Genomic DNA, 17,669 nt, shown 5'->3' with positions numbered 1-17,669 from the left:
ATGTCTAAAGTTGCAGTAGTTACAGGTGGTACAAAAGGTATTGGCTTAGCCGTAGTAAAGCGTTTGCTAAATAATGGCTATGAAGTACATAACCTTGATATAGAGCTGAGCGAAATCGGTATATTTCATCAGTGTGATGTAAGTGATGTATCGGCGGTAAAAAGCTGTATCAACGCTATCTGTGAACAAAGCAAACGTATTGATGTACTTGTTTCTAATGCTGGAAAACACTTAAGCGCAAATATAGAAAGCACCGACGAGCAAACTCTCGATGCACTTTTTGCGCTTAATGTTAAAGGCGCTTATGCCGCAATACAAAGCGTATTGCCAAGCATGAAAGCGCAAAATGGCGGTGCTATTATATTAGTCGCTTCCGATCAGGCAATTATAGGTAAGCAAAACTCTTTTGCGTATAACCTAACAAAACATGCCCTTGCCTCAATGGCTAAAACAACAGCGCTTGATTACGCGGGTTTTAATATTAGAGCAAATGCGGTATGCCCTGGCACAATAGAAACCCCGCTATTTCATAACGCGATAGATGCGTACTGCGCAAAAAGTGGCGCAAACAAAGCTGAAATAGTTGTCGAGGAAGCAAGTCTGCAACCGCTTAACCGATTAGGTCAAGCCGATGAGGTTGCTGCCCTTGTAAGCTTTTTAGCAAGTGATGATGCCAGCTTTATTACTGGCAGCCTACAAAGTATTGATGGTGGCTACACTGCCCAATGAGTAATGTGCAATGAGCCTAAAAATTATTGACCCACACGTACACTTTTTTAATTTAGTAGAAGGTCAATACTCATGGCTACAAGGTGCTAACCCACCAGCGTGGCCTAACCTAGAAAAAATTAAACAACCAGTAAGTGCACAGCAACTTGTTAAAAGTACTGACTTTGAGCTAGTAGGGCTTGTTCATATAGAAGCCGGATTCGATAACACCTCCCCTATTAACGAGCTAAACTGGCTAGACTCGCATTTAAAAGGTATTCCATTTAAAGCCATTAGCTACAACCAAATTGACTCATCGGCTGATGAGTTTATAAACTCGTTAGAAGCTTTAGCCCATCTGAGTTTGTGTGGCATTAGAGATATAACCGAAGGTACTGACGCAAAGCGTTTATTAGATGCTAATAGCTTTAAAAACCTAACAACGTTATCAGATACCCGACTGCATTTTGAAGCTCAGTTTGATATTGAAAATAGCGAAATAACCAAACAAATAGCTTACTACGCTAAGCAGCTACCGCAACTTCAAATTATAATTAATCATGCAGGGTTGCCGAGTAATTTAAATGATTGGCGACAAGGTGTTGAGTTACTTGCTCAGCATGACAACATAGCAATTAAATTTTCTGGTTTTGAATTACTACAGCTCACCAGCGAGCAACAAGCAGCGTGTTTTAATTTTCTTTTTAATCACTTTGGACAGCAGCGCATTATGTTTGCTAGTAACTTCCCTGTGTGCCAAATAAATACAAGCTATAACACTCTATGGCACTGCCATAAGGCGTTATGCTCAAACGATAAGACATGGCATGACCTTAGCTATACAAACGCTAAGCACTACTACCAAGTGTAAGTAAAACTAGTTATATTAAACTCTCTTTTTATGATAATACGGCCAATTTATGAAAATGTACTTTTTACTAATCGTTGTATTTTCAGCGCTTCTTCTCAATGGCTGCATATCTCAAAATCCAGACCCGACACCTAAGCTGCAACATGCTCTACTGGCAAAGCCAAATAAAACAACGGTTAGCAAAGCAATTAAAACACTTGTACATATGCAAGAGACTCAATTAGCTGATGATGTATTTACTACCAGCAGCACAGTAACCCTTAGCAATGTAGATGGTAATAATATTATCGACACGCAAAGTCGCAATACACCCGATCAGTTTGAATTGATGATTAAAGGCAAGCAATGCTATATACGCCATCTCGATAGCAAAGCAACTATTGAACTTAAAGACGTGGAATGTAAAATCAACGAGTTATAACAAGCTTTACCTCCCGCCGAAAAAGTAAAAGCCGGTAAGTGACTATTCACTTACCGGCTTTTTAATGCATAACCTAAAGTTAGGTTAAAAGGCTATTATTTTATTTCTACGCGTTGAGAACGCATAACAATCTCATCGTTTAATTCAATACCTAACCCAGGCTCTTCTGACACTTCAAAGAAACCATTTTTAGGTTGTGGGTCTTGTAAACATAACTCGCGGTTCCACTTTTTAATCGCATAAGTGTGGTGCTCATGAATCAAAAAGTTAGGGATAGCCGTTTCTAAGTGCAGTGATGCTGCCGTTGCAACAGGCCCGCCACATACGTGAGCTTGAATACGCACATCAAAAATATCAGCGTAATCACACACTTTTTTGGTTTCGGTAAAACCACCACATAAACCAATATCAGGTTGTAGAACATCAATACTTTGATCTTCTAAGTACGGGCGCACACCCCAGCGATTATACAAACGTTCACCACCAGCAATTGGCACATTAACTTTATCTGCTACTTTTGCATGTAATGAATGGTTTAAATAGTTAACTGGCTCTTCAAAGTACATACAGTCAAATTCTTCTGCAATTTCACCCAACTGAATGGCGGTTGTAACACCCGGTAAACTGTGGCATTCGAAAATAATGTCTACTTCGTCGCCTACTGCTTCGCGAATAGCTTGCATACGCGCACGGTATAGCTTCATTTCAGTACGTGAGATTATTTTTGTACGGTCGTAATAAGTATTGCCGTCTTTATCGTACTGAATTGGATCTACTTTTACTGCATCGTAACCTTCGGCCATCGCCTTTAAAGCCGCTTCTGCATATTCTTGCGGCTGTACGAGCGCTTTAAATTCGCTATCCCAGTCGAACTGTAATTGCGAAGCGTAAGTGCGTAGTTTGTCGTTAACTTTACCGCCTAACAATTGATATACAGGTAAACCAAGCGCTTTACCTTTTATATCCCAAAGTGCGGTATCAATTGCGCTCATTGCAGCATATACAACAGGTCCGCCGCCTAAACCCCAAAAGCTTTCACGTAACATACGAGACCATAGTTTTTCTGTTTGAAACGGGTCGTGGCCGATTAAAAAGGCGTCGGCCATTTCTTTAATCATAGCCGCTGCAGCACTGTGACCTAAATCGTATGCAAGGCCCGCTTCGCCAACACCACTAATACCTTCGTCAGTATGAATACGTACAAACACAGGTGTCCAAGAAGGTCTATCAGGACAGTGAATATCAAATACTTCAACGCGATTTACTTTCATTAAAATTCCTTATTAACCGCTATGGGTTATTTTGCAAAACTAGGGTCAAGTCGATACGCTTTACGTAACATCGCAGGCCACGCAAGTTGCCCGCCAGTGCTGCCGCTGTGTACTACGTTTGCTTGATTATAAATATTGTCGATTATAGGTTGCGGTACTTCAATCACCTCTTGCAAGCTTGATTGTAGCGCTAATTGAATTTCACACGCTCGCTGTAAATCATAAAAGCGCATAAACGCATCGCCTACCGTTGGGCCTACCGTTAAGCCACCGTGGTTTACCAATAACATATGGTTAGTACTGCCCAAATCATCTTGCAGCACTTTTCGCTCGTCGTCGTTTACTGCAAGCCCTTCGTAGCCATGATAAGAAAGTGATGGCAGTGAAAACATTGAATATTGGCTAAGCGGTAATAAACCATTTTTTTGTGTAGCGACTGCGATTGTTTCTTTGGTATGAAGGTGAATAACACAATGAGCGTCTTCGCGTACCTCATGAATCGCACTGTGAATAGTAAAACCAGCAGGATTAATACTAAATGGCGTATCGTCAATAATGTTACCGTCTAAGTCGACCTTTACTAAATTAGACGCAGTTACTTCATCAAAGGTTAAACCAAAGGCATTCACTAAGTAATGATCGGTGCCAGGCAAACGTGCTGATAAATGCGTATAGATCAAATCCCCCCAACGAAAGTGCTCTACCAGTCTGTAACACGCAGCTAAATCAATACGCAGTTGCCACTCTTGTGCCGATACTTTATTTTTTAAATCGAGTTGGGGTAAATCAAACATAATAAGCCTTTTAAAAACGTACATTATTAACCTGTACGAACAGATGTTTAGAAGTCTAAAGCAGTCTCTATTTTATAGCAAACACCAAACAAAACAGCCACACTATTGTGTGGCTGTTTGTAAAACTAAAATACCAATTGTATTAAAATGGTATAACTGCGTAAATTATTTTACGTTAGCTAGGTAATCTGCAATTGCTTCAAACTCTTCATCAGTTACCGTTGCAACCATTGCTTTCATAGCCATGGTCATACCGTTATTACGTGCACCTGACTTAATATCTTTCATTTGCGCTACTAAATAATCTTTGTTTTGACCGTTTAGTTTAGGGTACATACCCATAATTGGTGCTTTACCTTCAGCGCCATGACAAGTTTGACAATTTTTAGCGGTATAGAGTGCAGCGCCATCGGCAGCAGCTGCATTAAACGAGAAGCTTGCGGCTAAAGTAATGCCCGCGCCTAATAGTAGTGTTTTCATCTTGCTCATTGTATTTACTCTTCTTTTTTGACGGTTAGAAAAACTGTTCTATTGATTGTAGTAAACAATCAAATAAAAAGCATACGTACGAAACGACGCTAGACGATCAACTTAACCAAAAACCGCTAACTCGTTTCTGTCTCACTTTTATATACTTTAGCAAATAAAAATGAGCTTACCCTTAATGGACTATTACCACACTATATCATCTGGTACTTCAAAGTCTGCGTACGGGTCATCTTCATCTTTTGGTTTGTTTTCTGGCTCTACATGAAAAACAATATACTTTTCGTCAACTTCAGCCACTTTGCGTGCTGGTTCGTCGTCTAATACGTAAAATTGCCCTTCTAGTACACAAATAGCTAAACGACCGCCCGATAACGCTTTTTGCGTTTTCTCGTTTACGTCGATATTTTTTACTTTATTTTGATAAGTAAAATTAAATGTGCGCTCACCACGAATAGCGTCTTGGTTGTGGTGCTCTAAAATTTGTTTAACACGCGCTTCTTGCTCGCGCTGCTTTAAGCTTACTTGGCGTGTTTGGTTAAGCTCTTCAGCTTTTTTTTGCTGCTCTAGCTTGGTTTGTTGAATATGCTTTTGCAGATCACTTGGGTTGCTAGTAGCCCCTTTCTTTTGCTTTTTTTGTTGCTTACGCTTTTCTGATTTAGCAACTTTAGCATTATGCGATGTTGTTAATCCTGCTTGAAGCAATTGGTCTTGTAATGAACCCATGGCTTTGTTCCACTAAAAACTAATATTATCGCTATTTTAATCACCAACGAGTTCAAATAACAGCGCTATCGACATTAATCTAGCAAACTAGTTAAAACAAACCATGATATAGCGCAATGACTATGGTTTTAATTATGAATTAAAAACAATTTTTAATACAATGCCACGCAACCAATCAGCAAATGCACAAGCCATATAATGCGTTTACCTCATCTACTCGTTTGCTCGGTATTTATATTTTTTGTGCTTTATGCACCGCAACCCCTACTTAGCCTTTTTGCGAGCGAATTTAATGTAGCACCTGCGGTAGCTGGCAGCTTAATGACTGCAACTATGCTGCCCTTAGCCATTGCCCCGCTCGTTTATGGTTTATTTTTAGCAAAAATAAATCCATTACTTATATTACGTATTGCAATGGTGCTTTTAGGCCTTAGCTGCTTACTTTTTATTTATGTACCTAGCTTTGAGCTTTTATTATTAGTCAGATTTTTACAAGGTCTAACGCTCCCCGCAGCTTTAACAGCAATGACTAGCTATATAGGTATGAGTTATAGCGCTGATACACTTCAAAAAAACATGACCCTATATATTGGTAGCAGTATAGTTGGTGGTTACTTTGGTCGTGTGCTCGCAGCTTTGTTTAGCGACTTATGGAATTGGCAGAGCTTTTATTACGTAATTGCTTTTATGCTTATTTTTTTAGCTTTAACAATCAAACATTCTCAATTTTCGAACCCAGCAACAAAGTCTCAGCTTTCACCACTGGACTACATTAAACAGCTTAAAGAAGGGGCTATCCTTAAAGTGTACGGTGCCGTTTTTTGTATGTTTTTTTGCTTTGCTGCACTACTTAATTACTTACCGTTTATATTACAAAACACGTTTTTAATTACCAATACTCGTGACATAGGTTTAGTTTACAGTGGTTATTTAGTTGGTGCCCTCGCCTCGATTGCTGCACCTTGGTTACTTAAAAAAGTCCCTTCGCCTTGGCATTTATTAACTGCGGTATTTAGTTTTTATAGTGTGAGTATTATTTTATTAATGAGCCACCAGCTTAGCTTATTTTTAATCGCATTTACTTTGTTTTGTGGCGCTATGTTTGTGATTCACTCAACTGCCGCACCGCTCGTTAATAAAATAAGTAAAGCCCCGCCAAGCGTAACCAATGGCGGATATGTATCGTTTTATTACAGTGGTGGGGCATTGGGGTCGTTATTACCCGGTGTGGTATACCAACATCATGGGCAAACAGCGTTTATGTTTACGCTGCTCGCGGTTTGCTTATGCGGTTTATCGTTAATTATGTGGGCTTATTTTGAGGGTAAAAATACAACGCGCGGTTGATGCTTTGTGTGATTAAAAAATGTTTCTAAATCAGCTTTACTAAGCAACCATGTTTGGGTGTTTTCAAACGGATGACAATGAAACAAATTACCACCCCAAATATCTTGATCGACCCATAAGCTCACTTCGTTTTGCTTATCATTTAAAAGAGCCAACATAGATACACACCCAGGAGCCACTTTTAAATACGTTGCTAAGCGTTCACTCGATGCAAACCCTAAACGCGAAAGCCCTTGTTGCTTTGATAGTGCCTTTAAATCGAGTTGCTTATTGTGCGCTGTAATAACTAAAAAGTGTCGCTTGCCTTCGTTATCGCGTAAAAATAGGTTTTTAAGACGAGTACCTGGGCGCTCAATCATAAACTCATCAGCCGCTAAGCTAGTATGTAGCGGCGGATGTTCTATTGCATCGTAAGTAATATTTAGGTCCACTAAAAGCTCTGCTAACTTAGTTTTATCAGCCAACATATTACAAGCAACGTCCTCTTAGCTGTACGCTCAAATCTCGCCATAAAACATCATTAACTTCATGTTTGTTATCGCAATACTCACGCTCTTTTAGCTCTTGATTTAATAATTCAACTGCTTGATCTTCTAGCTGCAACTTCAGAATGCTCGACTCTTCAAAATGCTCTTTCTCTATATACTGCTTAACCTCACCACGGCTTGGTCTATTGTTAGGACCACGGTCTAGGTTAAAGTTTTCACGATGCTTAGCTTTTACCGAAACAACATAAGCAAAAAGCTTATTGCCTTGCTCATCTTGCTTTTCGTGAAACTGTTTATTATTTATTTCAAAAGGCGGCTCATCATTTGAGGCACAGCCAGCGAGTAAAACCATAAGCGCTAGAACACATTTTTTCATTGTTTTTTATCGTTTTAGTTTTGAATTAAGCCGAGTCTAACAAAAATTGACGTAAACAGTGAAAATTTACGAAAAAATACTTGACCAAATTTATAAAAAAACTTAAAGTTCGTCCCGCTTGGAACTCAGCAGTCAAGCAGTTACATTATATGTAATTTAGGAATGTGGGGCTATAGCTCAGCTGGGAGAGCGCCTGCCTTGCACGCAGGAGGTCAGCAGTTCGATCCTGCTTAGCTCCACCACTTTCCTACTCCTTTTCAAATTCGCTCTACTCTTCTATTTTTCCATTGTTTTTATTATTTTTTGACACCCTACTATTCTAGTTTTTCATTTTATATAATTTTAAATTTATCCATTCAACTTGTGTCTTTACAAGTTCTTAGCTATACATAATGTCACACATTAGTACTTTAGGCTTAACATGGACATACCTAAGCGTTCAACGCTAAAAAAGCTAGCTGCAATAGGTTTAACAGCTGGTGCAATAACACATGCGCCTTATGTTTTTGCTCGAAAAAAAGTCACATTAAGAGTGCTTGGTACGCATGTAACACTCCAAGAGGCTATCCGCAAACAAGCGATGAGTGACTTGGGTATTAATATAGAATTTACTCCCGCAGGCAGCGCTGCTGTTTTGCAAAAGGCATCAATGGACCCTAGCTCCTTTGATTTATACGAACAATGGTCAAACAGCATTAATGTGCTTTGGGATGCAGGTTCTATACAGCCAATAGAAAAAAAACGACTCACCTACTTTAACGAGATAAATCCACTTACTAAAACGGGAAAACTAACCGAAACTGCAAGTATTGGTGCAGGTGATGCTCCCTATAAATTATTAAATGTTCAACCCGATGGCACATTAAGCTCACAAGAAAGCGATCATATTAGCTTTTTACCTTATGTGCATAATGTTGACTCTTTTGGTTACAACACCGATTTTATTAAGCCCGGTATAGCATACGAAACCGAAAGCTGGAGTTGGCTGCTTGATGACGAGAACAGAGGTAAAGTAGCTATCGTAAATGCGCCTACCATTGGACTCTTTGACCTAGCCCTAGCAGCGCAAAGTAAAGGGCTTATAAAATTTAAAAATATAGGTGCGATGACTCGCCCAGAACTTGATAGATTGTTTAGTATATTACTCGACTTTAAACGCCAAGGTCACTTTAGTGGCTATTGGAACTCGGTTCCTGAGTCGATTGAATTTATGAGAAGTAAGCGAGCCCATATAGAAAGTATGTTTTCGCCTGCCGTCTCTGCGTTAAACAGCCAAAATATTAATATTCGTTTTGCCGCGCCAAAAGAAGGCTACCGAGGCTGGCATGGTGTTATGTGTTTATCGTCACAAACACAAAGTAGCGTAAAAGATGCAGCTTACGATTATATGAATTGGTGGCTTTCAGGCTGGCCTGGTGCATTTATTGCTCGCCAAGGTTATTACATTAGTAACCCACAACGCTCTAAACTACTCTTATCGCCGGCCGAATGGGATTACTGGTACGGTGGAAAAGCAACAAACATAGACTTATTAAATACAAATGGCGACGTAGCTATTAAAGCTGGTGCGCAACGTAATGGTGGTAGTTACTATAAACGCTTTAGCAATGTAGCAGTATGGAATACAGTTATGCCAACCTATGACTACAGTCTACAAAAATGGTATGAGTTGATTAGCCGATAATGATAATAAATTCAATTAAATCAAAAATAATATTAGCTTTGTGTTCGCTGATTGGATTACTTCTTTTACAAAGCTATTTGTTTAACTATTCGCAAACGTCCTTACTTAACTTGCAAAAGTCGCAGCATAACGCGCTTATTCAAAGTGAAGCTGTGAATCACTTAGAAAACGATATTATTTCCCTGCAAGGGCATGCAGTTTCATTTATTGACAATGCAAATGAAAATACGATTACCAAATTTAATTTTTATTTAAATAAGGCAAATCTAAATCTCGAGCAGCTAAAAACAAACACTCAAAACCAGACCCCTGAGTATCAAAACTCACTAATACGCCTTGGCGAGTATCTAAATAATTACCAAGATACATTTGGCCAAGTTGTCGTAAACAGACAAAAACGCGAACACCTTTACACTACTCAGTTCAAACAGCCTATTGATGACCTACAGGTAACAATTAGTGATTTAGAAGGGTCTTCAAACAATGATAATAAAGTTATTTTTAACGATGTTTTACTCACAATAAGTAATTTAAAACACGCAATTATAAGCTATCTCTATAAACCTAATTTTGATGAAGCACAAAATGTAAAACAAAACTTAAATCACTTACATAAAAAACTAACGAGCACCTCTGTAATAAATGAATCCCTCTCCAATAAAACAACAAGCTTAAAACAAGCTTATAACCAACTTGTATTACTCACCCGTAGCTACACTTTTTCTGTAAATGTAGTGCTTACAGGCATAGAAAACGAATTGCTGTATTTAACTAATGAAATTAAAAATATAGAAAAAAATAAACTAACCGAAACAGAAGAGCTACTAAGTAGCCACTTAACAAAAAATACAGAACAGGCAAATATATTTGCCGTTTTAATTATGTTAATCATTTTATTATTAAGCTATTTTATTTTTAGATCGGTTATAAAACCGATTACCCAGCTCACTTTATTACTTAAAGACATGAATAACGAAAAGCCAGTAACCATTTCAAATACCAGCCAAAATCAAACTGAAATAGCGTCGGTAATAAAAGCAGCCAACGCTTTATATTTAAAAAATAAGCAAACCAAAGAGCTACTCAATGAAACCCGCGTATTAAATTCCCAAATGGAAGCAATGAATGCCGACCTGACGAGTGCTATGGAGCAAACTGATAAAGCCAATAAAACAAAAATAGATTTTGTAGCCAATATGAGTCATGAACTTCGCACCCCAATGAATGGTATATTAGGTATGTTGCAACTTTTACAAAGCAGCGAGCTTCCCTCAAGGCAAAAACACTACGCAGATAAAGCTTTTTCAAGTGCTCAAAATTTATTGCAGATTTTAAATAATATTCTGGATTTTTCTAAACTAGAATCAGACAAAGTTCAGTTAGAGCAAATCCCGTTTACCTTACATACTATAGTTTCTAACGTTCAAAATTTATTCTCAACAAATGCTAAGCAAAAAGGCTTGTTATTAAACTTTACTTTACACGTTGATGCAGGGCTTGAACTTATTGGCGATCCAATGCACTTAAGTCAAATAATAAATAACTGTGTAGGTAACGCAATTAAGTTTACTGAGCATGGTGAAATATCATTAATTATAGAAGCGACATCTCAACACGAAAAAACAATAAACCTTCGCTTTAGTATAAAAGACACGGGTATTGGGATGACTGAAGAGCAATCAAAAATTATATTCCAGTCTTTCTCGCAAGGTGATTCAAGCACAACAAGAAAGTATGGTGGGACTGGTTTAGGACTCACTATAAGCAAACAATTAACTAAATTGCTGGGCGGAGATATACAAGTAAGGAGCACGATTAATCAAGGTAGCGAGTTTTTCTTTACTCTACCCTTTACTTTATCTGAGCAACAAAAGCTTAAAAAACACGCCTTATTAATTAGCCCTGATAATGACCAAATTAAAAAATTAATGGACTTACTAAGTGATATAAATATAACGACAGAAACAACACAAGAACCATTAAGAGCCATTGCAAAAATGTCTCAGCCTAGTAGCCCATTTAGTATTGTAATAATGTCGATAGAAAAAAAAGAGCTCAACGATAACTTTATTTTACAACAACTGTACGCTCAAAATAAAAACGTTAATGAAAAATTGACACTGATTTTATTAATTACCGATGAAGAGTCTCCTGAGCCAATTGCAAAAAATGAAAATATAGACATTATAATTATTGGTAATAAAAATAGTGAAGTTGAAATTTTAAGAAAGCTTTCACCAAATAATTTCAAAGAAAAGCAATTAAAGCCTCACCCTAAATTCTCGGGTTTTAATGCATTAGTTGTTGATGATAATAGAATTAACCAAGAAATAGCCTCCGCCCTTTTAGCAAAATTAGATATGACCGTGATCATTGCTGATAATGGACATGATGCATTAGATAAAATAGAGATAAATGACATCGATATTATTTTTATGGATGTTCAAATGCCAGTTATGGATGGGCTTGAAGCAACAAGCATATTAAGAGAGCGAGGCTACAAAACTCCCATAATTGCAATTACGGCAGCCGCAGATCCTAATGATAAAAAAGCAGCGTTTAGAGCGGGTATGGATGACTTTTTAGTAAAACCGATTATTTTTGATGCGCTTTACGAAAGTATAGAAAAGCATCTGCAAAGTAGCGAATCTCTGAGCACTATAAACCTGCCTTTAGCAAAAGAAAACCTAGAAAACAATGACGAATTGTTAGCTAAATTATTTACTCAGTTTGTCAACGATTACAATGACTTTTCGATTAAAGCTGATATATTAATCAAAAATGGAGAGTTAGAAAGCTTAATTCGACTAGTACATACACTCAAAGGCTTGGCCGGCACATTAGGCTTTGAGCTACTGCAACAAAGTGCGCAAAGTGTTGAGAAAAGCTTAATAGATAAGAAAAGTATTAATTTATCTCATTTTAATGAGCAATTAATACTTACACTTTTTGCTGTAAAACAATTTTTGATAGCTTACAGCTTTAAAAAAGAACATATACAGCAACATGAACTAGAAAACGAAGACTCAGTTATTGATAATATATACTCATTAGCATTAACGGCTCGCCCCGTACCTAGCAGTTTGATTAGACAGCTAGAAATGAATCAATATGAGAGAGACCACTCTCTATTTAAGCTCAAAGAAGCAATTGATCATTTTAACTACGCGTTAGTAATTGAGCTTATTGATAAGTATAGAAACGATAATAAAAATTAGGCATAACCACTAACCTGAACTAGATTAATATTGTAAAGAACGCAGAGAAGGACAGATAGTGCATTCAAATTACCTCGCAAACAATAATGGATTAACCACAGAACAAAAGCATAAACCTTTAATTCTTATTGTTGATGACGAACCTAGTAATTTACACGTATTAGTAGAAGGACTTTTAACTGACTACGATGTACGTATTTCTACTAGTGGTGAGCAGGCTTTGATCTTTATTGAGTCAACTCGGCCTGACTTGATTTTATTAGACATAATGATGCCTGGCATGGACGGCTACGAAGTATGTAATATACTCAAAGCGAAACAAAATACCAAAGGCATCCCCGTCATATTTGTAACTGCGCTTACCGAGGAAGAGTCTGAAGAAAAAGGCTTTGCTATGGGCGCAATTGACTACATACACAAACCTTACAAGCTAGCGCTCGTTAGAGCACGCATTCGCACTCATATTACCGCTCAAGGCATGCTAGATAGGCTTATAGAAAAAAACTTTGACCTGCACGACAAACTACTTGAAATAGAGTCACTGGCGAAAGAGTTAAGTCAGCGTGAAGAAGAATTAAAAGAACTCTCCTCAAAACAAAAGTTATTTTATCAAGCCCTAACGGGAACCGCTGATGGCGTTGTTATTACCGACAGTAACGGAAAAATTATTGCCGTAAACCCTTCATTTTGCCGGATTACAGGTTACTCTGAATCTGACTCCCTGCAAATGCAGTTGCACGATATTAAACAAAATAACCACCCTAGTATTAGCTTTGATCAAGTATGGCATCATGCAAACCAAGCAGGATATTGGAGTGGAGAGCTAGTAACCAGACGAAAAAATGGCGAGCTTTATCCTGAGTTATTAACTCTTAGTATGGTAAGAGGCGAGCAAGATACCAACGTGCACTATATTGGTGTATTTAGTGATATTTCTAGCGTTAAGATAACGCAAGAAAGAATTCACTACCTCACATGGCATGATGAACTTACAGGTTTGCCCAACCGAAATGGTTTTTTAAAGCAGTTGGAGCAGCAACTTCAGGTTTGTAGTACCGAAAATAGTTATGCCTATATTTATATTATTGACATAGACAGCTTCCACTCAATAAATGATGGATTAGGCCTACTCGCTGGCGATAACATTTTAAAAGAATTAACTAAACGAATTCATTCTAAGGTGAATAAAAAAGATGTTATTGCTCGCTTAGGCAGTGATGAATTTGCAGTACTGTGTACAGTTGAAAAAGGCGTTGGCAGGATCAGAGCCCAAGCTATGGCTGAAAATAAAGCCCAAGAACTGATCATAAGTGTAAACCACCCCTTTGTCGTTGATGAACAAGACGTTAGCTTAACAGTAAGTATTGGCACGTATATTTTTCCTCGGGAAGATCAGTGGGAAAGTGCTATAGAAACAATCCGTAACTGTGAGGCGGCTTGTTACAAAGCAAAAGAAAAAGGCGGTAATAGAGTTACCTTTTTTGATACTTCGTTTGGCGAGCAAGCAAAACGCCGTTTTGAAATAGAACAAGATTTACGTAAAGCAATCTCAAATAATGAGTTATCCCTATATTTACAATCCCAATTTGACCGAAGCCAAACCCTTAAAGGGGCTGAGGTTTTATTAAGATGGGAGCATCCTCAAAAAGGCTTCATTAGCCCTGGTGAGTTTATATCTATAGCCGAAGAGTCAGATATAATTTATGACTTAGATTGCTGGGTAACTTCAAATGCACTTGAAATATTAACGCAACTTAGTAAAACTCATCCTGAGTTAAACCTATCAATTAATGTAAGTGGCAGGCACTTTCATGAAGCGCGCTTTTTAAGCTTTATTAGCCAACAAATAAAGCAACATAGCATTAATCCTCAGCAACTCACTATTGAGATAATTGAAGGTACATTGCTTAATCACATGGAAGCGGCTATTGAGGCTGTTCACTTTCTCAAGAAGCTAGGTATTAGGGTATCAATTGATGACTTTGGTACTGGATATTCGAGTTTAACTTATCTTAAACAATTACCCATACAAGAACTAAAAATTGACCGTTCTTTTGTATTGGAAGCACCGACTGATAATAACGATAAGTTGATTATTGATATGATTGTAAGCTTAGGCCGTTTATTTGAACTCGAGATAGTTGCCGAAGGTGTAGAGAATCAGTCCCACTTTGATTTATTGCAAGAATATCCAGAAGTTATTCTTCAAGGCTATTATTTACACAGGCCTGAACCTGCAAGCGACTGGCTTGAAAAACTAAATTAATTACAGAGTAGTCTGAAAAAACAAAAAAGCCGAGTATTTCCATACTCGGCTTTTTAATGAAATTAAGCTTTAGCGGTTACTCGCGAACTTGGCCTTCACCATTCACTAAGTACTTCTCAGTAGTCAGTGACTCAAGTCCCATAGGGCCGTATGCATGAAGCTTAGAAGTTGCTATACCAATCTCTGCGCCTAGACCCAGCTGTGAGCCATCAGAAAAGCGAGATGATGTATTAACCATAACTACAGAAGCATCAACACTACGCTGGAATAACTCTGCAGCGGCTGCGTTCTTAGTGCAAATTACTTCAGTGTGGTTTGAACCAAACTGTGCAATGTGTTCAACCGCTGCCGTAAAGTTTGGTACAACGCGAATAGCGATTTCTAGGTCTAGATATTCTTCACCAAATTCGTTATCGGCTAACACAGTTGCATTATCAAAGTATTTAGCTGCAAAGCTGTCAGCATTTATTTTTACACCTTCTTGGCGTAATACAACTGCGCACAGATTTAAAAACTCATCTGCAACATCTTGATGAACTACTAAGCCCTCAAGTGCATTACAAACACCGGTACGCTGCGTTTTACCGTTAAGTAGTAAGTTAAGCGCAATTTCTAGGTCTGCATCTTTATCTACATATAGATGACAAACGCCTTTGTAATGCTGAATTACTGGGATCGTGCTGTTTTCAGTAACAAAGTTAATTAAGCCTTCACCGCCACGTGGAATTATTAAGTCAATGCTTTCACGTTGCTGCATTAATTCCATTAATAGTGCACGATCTGGATCTGGAATCACTGAAATAAGTGATACTGGTAAGTTATGCTTTTCAAGTACGCTGTGCATTACACTTGCGATAGCTTGCGAACTTTTAAGTGCTTCTTTACCGCCACGTAAAATTACGCCATTACCTGATTTAAAACATAATGCGCCAGCGTCTGCTGTTACATTTGGGCGTGCTTCGTAAATCATACATACAACGCCAAGAGGTACGCGCATTTTACGAATTTTAATGCCATTTGGACGCTCTGTAATATCACGTAGCTGACCAACAGGATCGTCCAGGCTTACGATTACTTCAATGCCTTCTGCCATTGCTTCAATACGCTCATCGTTTAGCGTTAAGCGGTCGATCATTGAAGCTGCTAAGTTATTGTCGCGTGCTGCGCTTAGGTCACTTTCGTTTTCTTTGATTATAAATGCTTTTTGCTCTCTTAGTGCCGCTGCCATTTCAACTAGTACTTGATTTTTAGTCTCGGTATCGAGTAAAGCAAGTGTATGGGCAGCTTTAGCTGTCTGGCGTGAAATGTCCGTAATTAAACTCATGACTTCTCCAATAATGCGATATGTTTTTCAGATATAACTGGTCCAATTGAATCCTGCATTTTTTCGCTGAATTCACTCTGTTCGTTGTCTGCAATAAAGTTTAACAAACAGCTACTATAATTTGCGGTCGCTTTAGCTAAACGCGTACCGTCTTCACTACGTACTAAAATGGTATCACCAACAGCAAATTCACCATGGACTTCCATGATTTCATCACCGCGAATACATCCACTTTCACCTTCAAGGGATTCATCAAATGATCCATCAACAACAACTTCACCTTGCTCATTTGCTGTGTGTGTCATCCAATGTACAGAATCTTGCATCGGTTTTTCGTACGGTAAAAATACGCTACCAGGATTTTCCCCAGCTAGCAGTTTCGTAAATGTTTCTTCTTTAAAGCCGTTTATAATATAAGTCGCGATACCATGTGACGTTGCTTTTTCTGCCGCTTCTATTTTGGTTTTCATGCCACCAGTACCAACAGCACTTGTAGCACATCCTGCCATAGCATAAATAGATTCATCAATTGATTTTATTTCAGGCAGTAACACCGCATCATCATGTAAGTTAGGGTTTTTATCATATAACCCATCAACGTCTGAGAATATTAATAAAGCATCGGCATCGGCTGCTGCTGCGACCATTGCTGATAAGTTGTCGTTATCACCCACTCTTAAGTCGTCGGTAGTTACAGCATCATTTTCATTAATGATAGGAAAAACACCATGCTCAAGTAAAGTAAACACTGTTTCGCGAATACTTTGGTAACGCTCGCGGTCACGTAAATCGCCGTGCGTTAATAATAGTTGCGCAGATGGAAAGTCAAAAAAGCGGTCCCACATGGCGATCATTTCTGTTTGGCCTGCTGCTGCCATTGCTTTTTTCATCACCACAGAGCGAGGTTTGTCTGATGGGAATAAATGCGCTCCAGCCGCTACAGAACCCGATGATACTAAAATGACCTCGATTCCACGGGCACGACAACGAACAATGAACTGTGCGATGGTTAATATGTAACGCGAACGGCAGCCATCTTGATCTGGTGCAATTAATGCACTACCTACTTTAAGTACGATACGTCGCCAATTTAACTTTTGCATAAATGCTCAACTTTCCATTTTATCTGCGCTCATCTTAATTAGACGAGCTAAAACTAAGTAGCTAGGTTTAAAACATAGCTTCGAATTTTTCTTTTCATTTAGGCAACACTTTTTTACACACACGCAAAAACCATATCTAAAACAAGAAGCTTAGATTTGAGGTTAAGTAAAAGTAGCAACAACCCAATAATATTGAGCAGCACTAATCAAAAAATTTAAAAGTGTTGTTTATGCATCGCTGTAAAAAGCTGTGTGTGGCTTTTTTATTAACAACATACATAGAGCCTCTAAAGTCTGATACACCAACAGATAGGGTGAAGACCAAAGGACCGAGATTTAACCGCCACGATGGGGGGCTAAATATTGAAAGTAATAGTTCAACTCAAACCTTTATTTACTTAAATAATTAAATAAACTTGTTTGGCAAAACCATACCAAGAATTCGGCAAATGATATTTTGTAATGCTCTAATACTAGAAACATCACTAACACATGATTATAAAGATTAAAAATGACGTTAAGATTAACAAGCCTGTTTTATCTTCAATAAACTTCGTTAGATGACTAATTATTAGAACACGAAGCA

The 17,669-nt window shown here is 38.1% G+C and carries 15 protein-coding genes and 1 tRNA gene; 8 read left to right on the top strand and 8 right to left on the bottom strand.

The features are described from left to right. From I6F45_RS09065 to I6F45_RS09055, 3 genes are read left to right on the top strand one after another with little or no spacing between them, the layout of a single operon-like run. Nucleotides 1-729 carry an SDR family NAD(P)-dependent oxidoreductase gene (locus I6F45_RS09065; protein WP_197140966.1) on the top strand — a complete coding sequence of 243 codons (729 nt, stop codon included), beginning with the start codon at nucleotides 1-3 and terminating at the stop codon, nucleotides 727-729. A gap of 10 nt (nucleotides 730-739) precedes the next feature. Then, nucleotides 740-1,579, top strand: coding sequence for an amidohydrolase family protein (locus tag I6F45_RS09060; protein WP_197140968.1), 840 nt, complete (start codon nucleotides 740-742; stop codon nucleotides 1,577-1,579). Between the two features lie 49 nt (nucleotides 1,580-1,628). Continuing rightward, complete coding sequence (locus I6F45_RS09055; RefSeq protein ID WP_197140970.1) at nucleotides 1,629-2,000, top strand: hypothetical protein; 372 nt, start codon at nucleotides 1,629-1,631, stop codon at nucleotides 1,998-2,000. A 95-nt stretch (nucleotides 2,001-2,095) separates the two neighbouring features. On the opposite strand, the gene I6F45_RS09050 is transcribed toward I6F45_RS09055, so the two are convergent. From I6F45_RS09050 to I6F45_RS09035, 4 genes are all read right to left on the bottom strand, one after another. Continuing rightward, entirely contained in the window at nucleotides 2,096-3,271 is a 1,176-nt protein-coding gene (locus I6F45_RS09050; protein ID WP_007375956.1) for a mandelate racemase/muconate lactonizing enzyme family protein, read from the bottom strand. A 26-nt stretch (nucleotides 3,272-3,297) separates the two neighbouring features. Beyond that, nucleotides 3,298-4,065, bottom strand: coding sequence for a class II aldolase/adducin family protein (locus tag I6F45_RS09045; protein ID WP_197140972.1), 768 nt, complete (start codon nucleotides 4,063-4,065; stop codon nucleotides 3,298-3,300). A 165-nt stretch (nucleotides 4,066-4,230) separates the two neighbouring features. Next, nucleotides 4,231-4,554, bottom strand: a complete 324-nt coding sequence (locus I6F45_RS09040; RefSeq protein ID WP_002957866.1) for a c-type cytochrome — start codon at nucleotides 4,552-4,554, stop codon at nucleotides 4,231-4,233. A gap of 183 nt (nucleotides 4,555-4,737) precedes the next feature. Beyond that, nucleotides 4,738-5,277, bottom strand: a complete 540-nt coding sequence (locus I6F45_RS09035) for a DUF2058 domain-containing protein (RefSeq protein ID WP_002957867.1) — start codon at nucleotides 5,275-5,277, stop codon at nucleotides 4,738-4,740. Nucleotides 5,278-5,475: 198 nt separating this feature from the next. On the opposite strand from I6F45_RS09035, the gene I6F45_RS09030 reads away from it, so the two are divergent. Continuing rightward, a complete protein-coding gene (locus tag I6F45_RS09030) occupies nucleotides 5,476-6,624 on the top strand; it encodes an MFS transporter (RefSeq protein WP_165727106.1) in 1,149 nt (382 codons plus the stop codon). Here I6F45_RS09030 and I6F45_RS09025 read toward each other — a convergent pair. Further along, nucleotides 6,591-7,091 (bottom strand): prolyl-tRNA synthetase associated domain-containing protein, encoded by a 501-nt coding sequence (locus I6F45_RS09025; protein ID WP_165741164.1) that lies wholly within the window; start codon nucleotides 7,089-7,091, stop codon nucleotides 6,591-6,593. The genes I6F45_RS09030 and I6F45_RS09025 overlap by 34 nt on opposite strands. Nucleotide 7,092: 1 nt before the next feature. Beyond that, entirely contained in the window at nucleotides 7,093-7,488 is a 396-nt protein-coding gene (locus I6F45_RS09020) for a hypothetical protein (RefSeq protein ID WP_010554359.1), read from the bottom strand. A gap of 166 nt (nucleotides 7,489-7,654) precedes the next feature. On the opposite strand from I6F45_RS09020, the gene I6F45_RS09015 reads away from it, so the two are divergent. From I6F45_RS09015 to I6F45_RS09000, 4 genes are all read left to right on the top strand, one after another. After that, nucleotides 7,655-7,730, top strand: a tRNA-Ala gene (locus I6F45_RS09015). A 179-nt stretch (nucleotides 7,731-7,909) separates the two neighbouring features. Then, nucleotides 7,910-9,172: an ABC transporter substrate-binding protein gene (locus tag I6F45_RS09010; protein WP_197160272.1), complete on the top strand. Its 1,263-nt coding sequence runs from the start codon at nucleotides 7,910-7,912 to the stop codon at nucleotides 9,170-9,172. Continuing rightward, nucleotides 9,172-12,390, top strand: a complete 3,219-nt coding sequence (locus I6F45_RS09005) for an ATP-binding protein (RefSeq protein ID WP_197160270.1) — start codon at nucleotides 9,172-9,174, stop codon at nucleotides 12,388-12,390. Before I6F45_RS09010 ends, I6F45_RS09005 begins: the two co-directional genes overlap by 1 nt. A gap of 58 nt (nucleotides 12,391-12,448) precedes the next feature. Continuing rightward, the gene (locus tag I6F45_RS09000; RefSeq protein WP_197160268.1) at nucleotides 12,449-14,656 is read left to right on the top strand and encodes a two-component system response regulator; all 2,208 of its coding nucleotides are present in this window, start codon (nucleotides 12,449-12,451) and stop codon (nucleotides 14,654-14,656) included. A 76-nt stretch (nucleotides 14,657-14,732) separates the two neighbouring features. On the opposite strand, the gene I6F45_RS08995 is transcribed toward I6F45_RS09000, so the two are convergent. Further along, entirely contained in the window at nucleotides 14,733-15,980 is a 1,248-nt protein-coding gene (locus I6F45_RS08995; RefSeq protein WP_007586417.1) for a glutamate-5-semialdehyde dehydrogenase, read from the bottom strand. Further along, entirely contained in the window at nucleotides 15,977-17,083 is a 1,107-nt protein-coding gene (gene proB / locus I6F45_RS08990; protein WP_010554355.1) for a glutamate 5-kinase, read from the bottom strand. Before proB ends, I6F45_RS08995 begins: the two co-directional genes overlap by 4 nt. Nucleotides 17,084-17,669 lie beyond the last annotated feature (586 nt).

This window comes from Pseudoalteromonas sp. SWYJZ19 (assembly GCF_015864375.1).
Taxonomy (GTDB): domain Bacteria; phylum Pseudomonadota; class Gammaproteobacteria; order Enterobacterales; family Alteromonadaceae; genus Pseudoalteromonas; species Pseudoalteromonas arctica.
Note: the sequence above shows the minus strand (reverse complement) of the source record. Positions and strands in the feature narration are given on the sequence as shown.

Excerpts from the sequence above, each read along its gene's own strand:
- I6F45_RS09040 (WP_002957866.1), bottom strand. The coding sequence starts at position 4,554 with ATGAGCAAGATGAAAACACTACTATTAGGCGCGGGCATTACTTTAGCC.
- I6F45_RS09005 (WP_197160270.1), top strand. The coding sequence starts at position 9,172 with ATGATAATAAATTCAATTAAATCAAAAATAATATTAGCTTTGTGTTCG.
- I6F45_RS09035 (WP_002957867.1), bottom strand. The coding sequence starts at position 5,277 with ATGGGTTCATTACAAGACCAATTGCTTCAAGCAGGATTAACAACATCG.
- I6F45_RS09065 (WP_197140966.1), top strand. The coding sequence starts at position 1 with ATGTCTAAAGTTGCAGTAGTTACAGGTGGTACAAAAGGTATTGGCTTA.
- I6F45_RS09055 (WP_197140970.1), top strand. The coding sequence starts at position 1,629 with ATGAAAATGTACTTTTTACTAATCGTTGTATTTTCAGCGCTTCTTCTC.
- I6F45_RS09050 (WP_007375956.1), bottom strand. The coding sequence starts at position 3,271 with ATGAAAGTAAATCGCGTTGAAGTATTTGATATTCACTGTCCTGATAGA.
- I6F45_RS09025 (WP_165741164.1), bottom strand. The coding sequence starts at position 7,091 with ATGTTGGCTGATAAAACTAAGTTAGCAGAGCTTTTAGTGGACCTAAAT.
- I6F45_RS08995 (WP_007586417.1), bottom strand. The coding sequence starts at position 15,980 with ATGAGTTTAATTACGGACATTTCACGCCAGACAGCTAAAGCTGCCCAT.
- I6F45_RS09020 (WP_010554359.1), bottom strand. The coding sequence starts at position 7,488 with ATGAAAAAATGTGTTCTAGCGCTTATGGTTTTACTCGCTGGCTGTGCC.
- I6F45_RS09045 (WP_197140972.1), bottom strand. The coding sequence starts at position 4,065 with ATGTTTGATTTACCCCAACTCGATTTAAAAAATAAAGTATCGGCACAA.
- I6F45_RS09010 (WP_197160272.1), top strand. The coding sequence starts at position 7,910 with ATGGACATACCTAAGCGTTCAACGCTAAAAAAGCTAGCTGCAATAGGT.
- proB (WP_010554355.1), bottom strand. The coding sequence starts at position 17,083 with ATGCAAAAGTTAAATTGGCGACGTATCGTACTTAAAGTAGGTAGTGCA.
- I6F45_RS09060 (WP_197140968.1), top strand. The coding sequence starts at position 740 with ATGAGCCTAAAAATTATTGACCCACACGTACACTTTTTTAATTTAGTA.
- I6F45_RS09030 (WP_165727106.1), top strand. The coding sequence starts at position 5,476 with ATGCGTTTACCTCATCTACTCGTTTGCTCGGTATTTATATTTTTTGTG.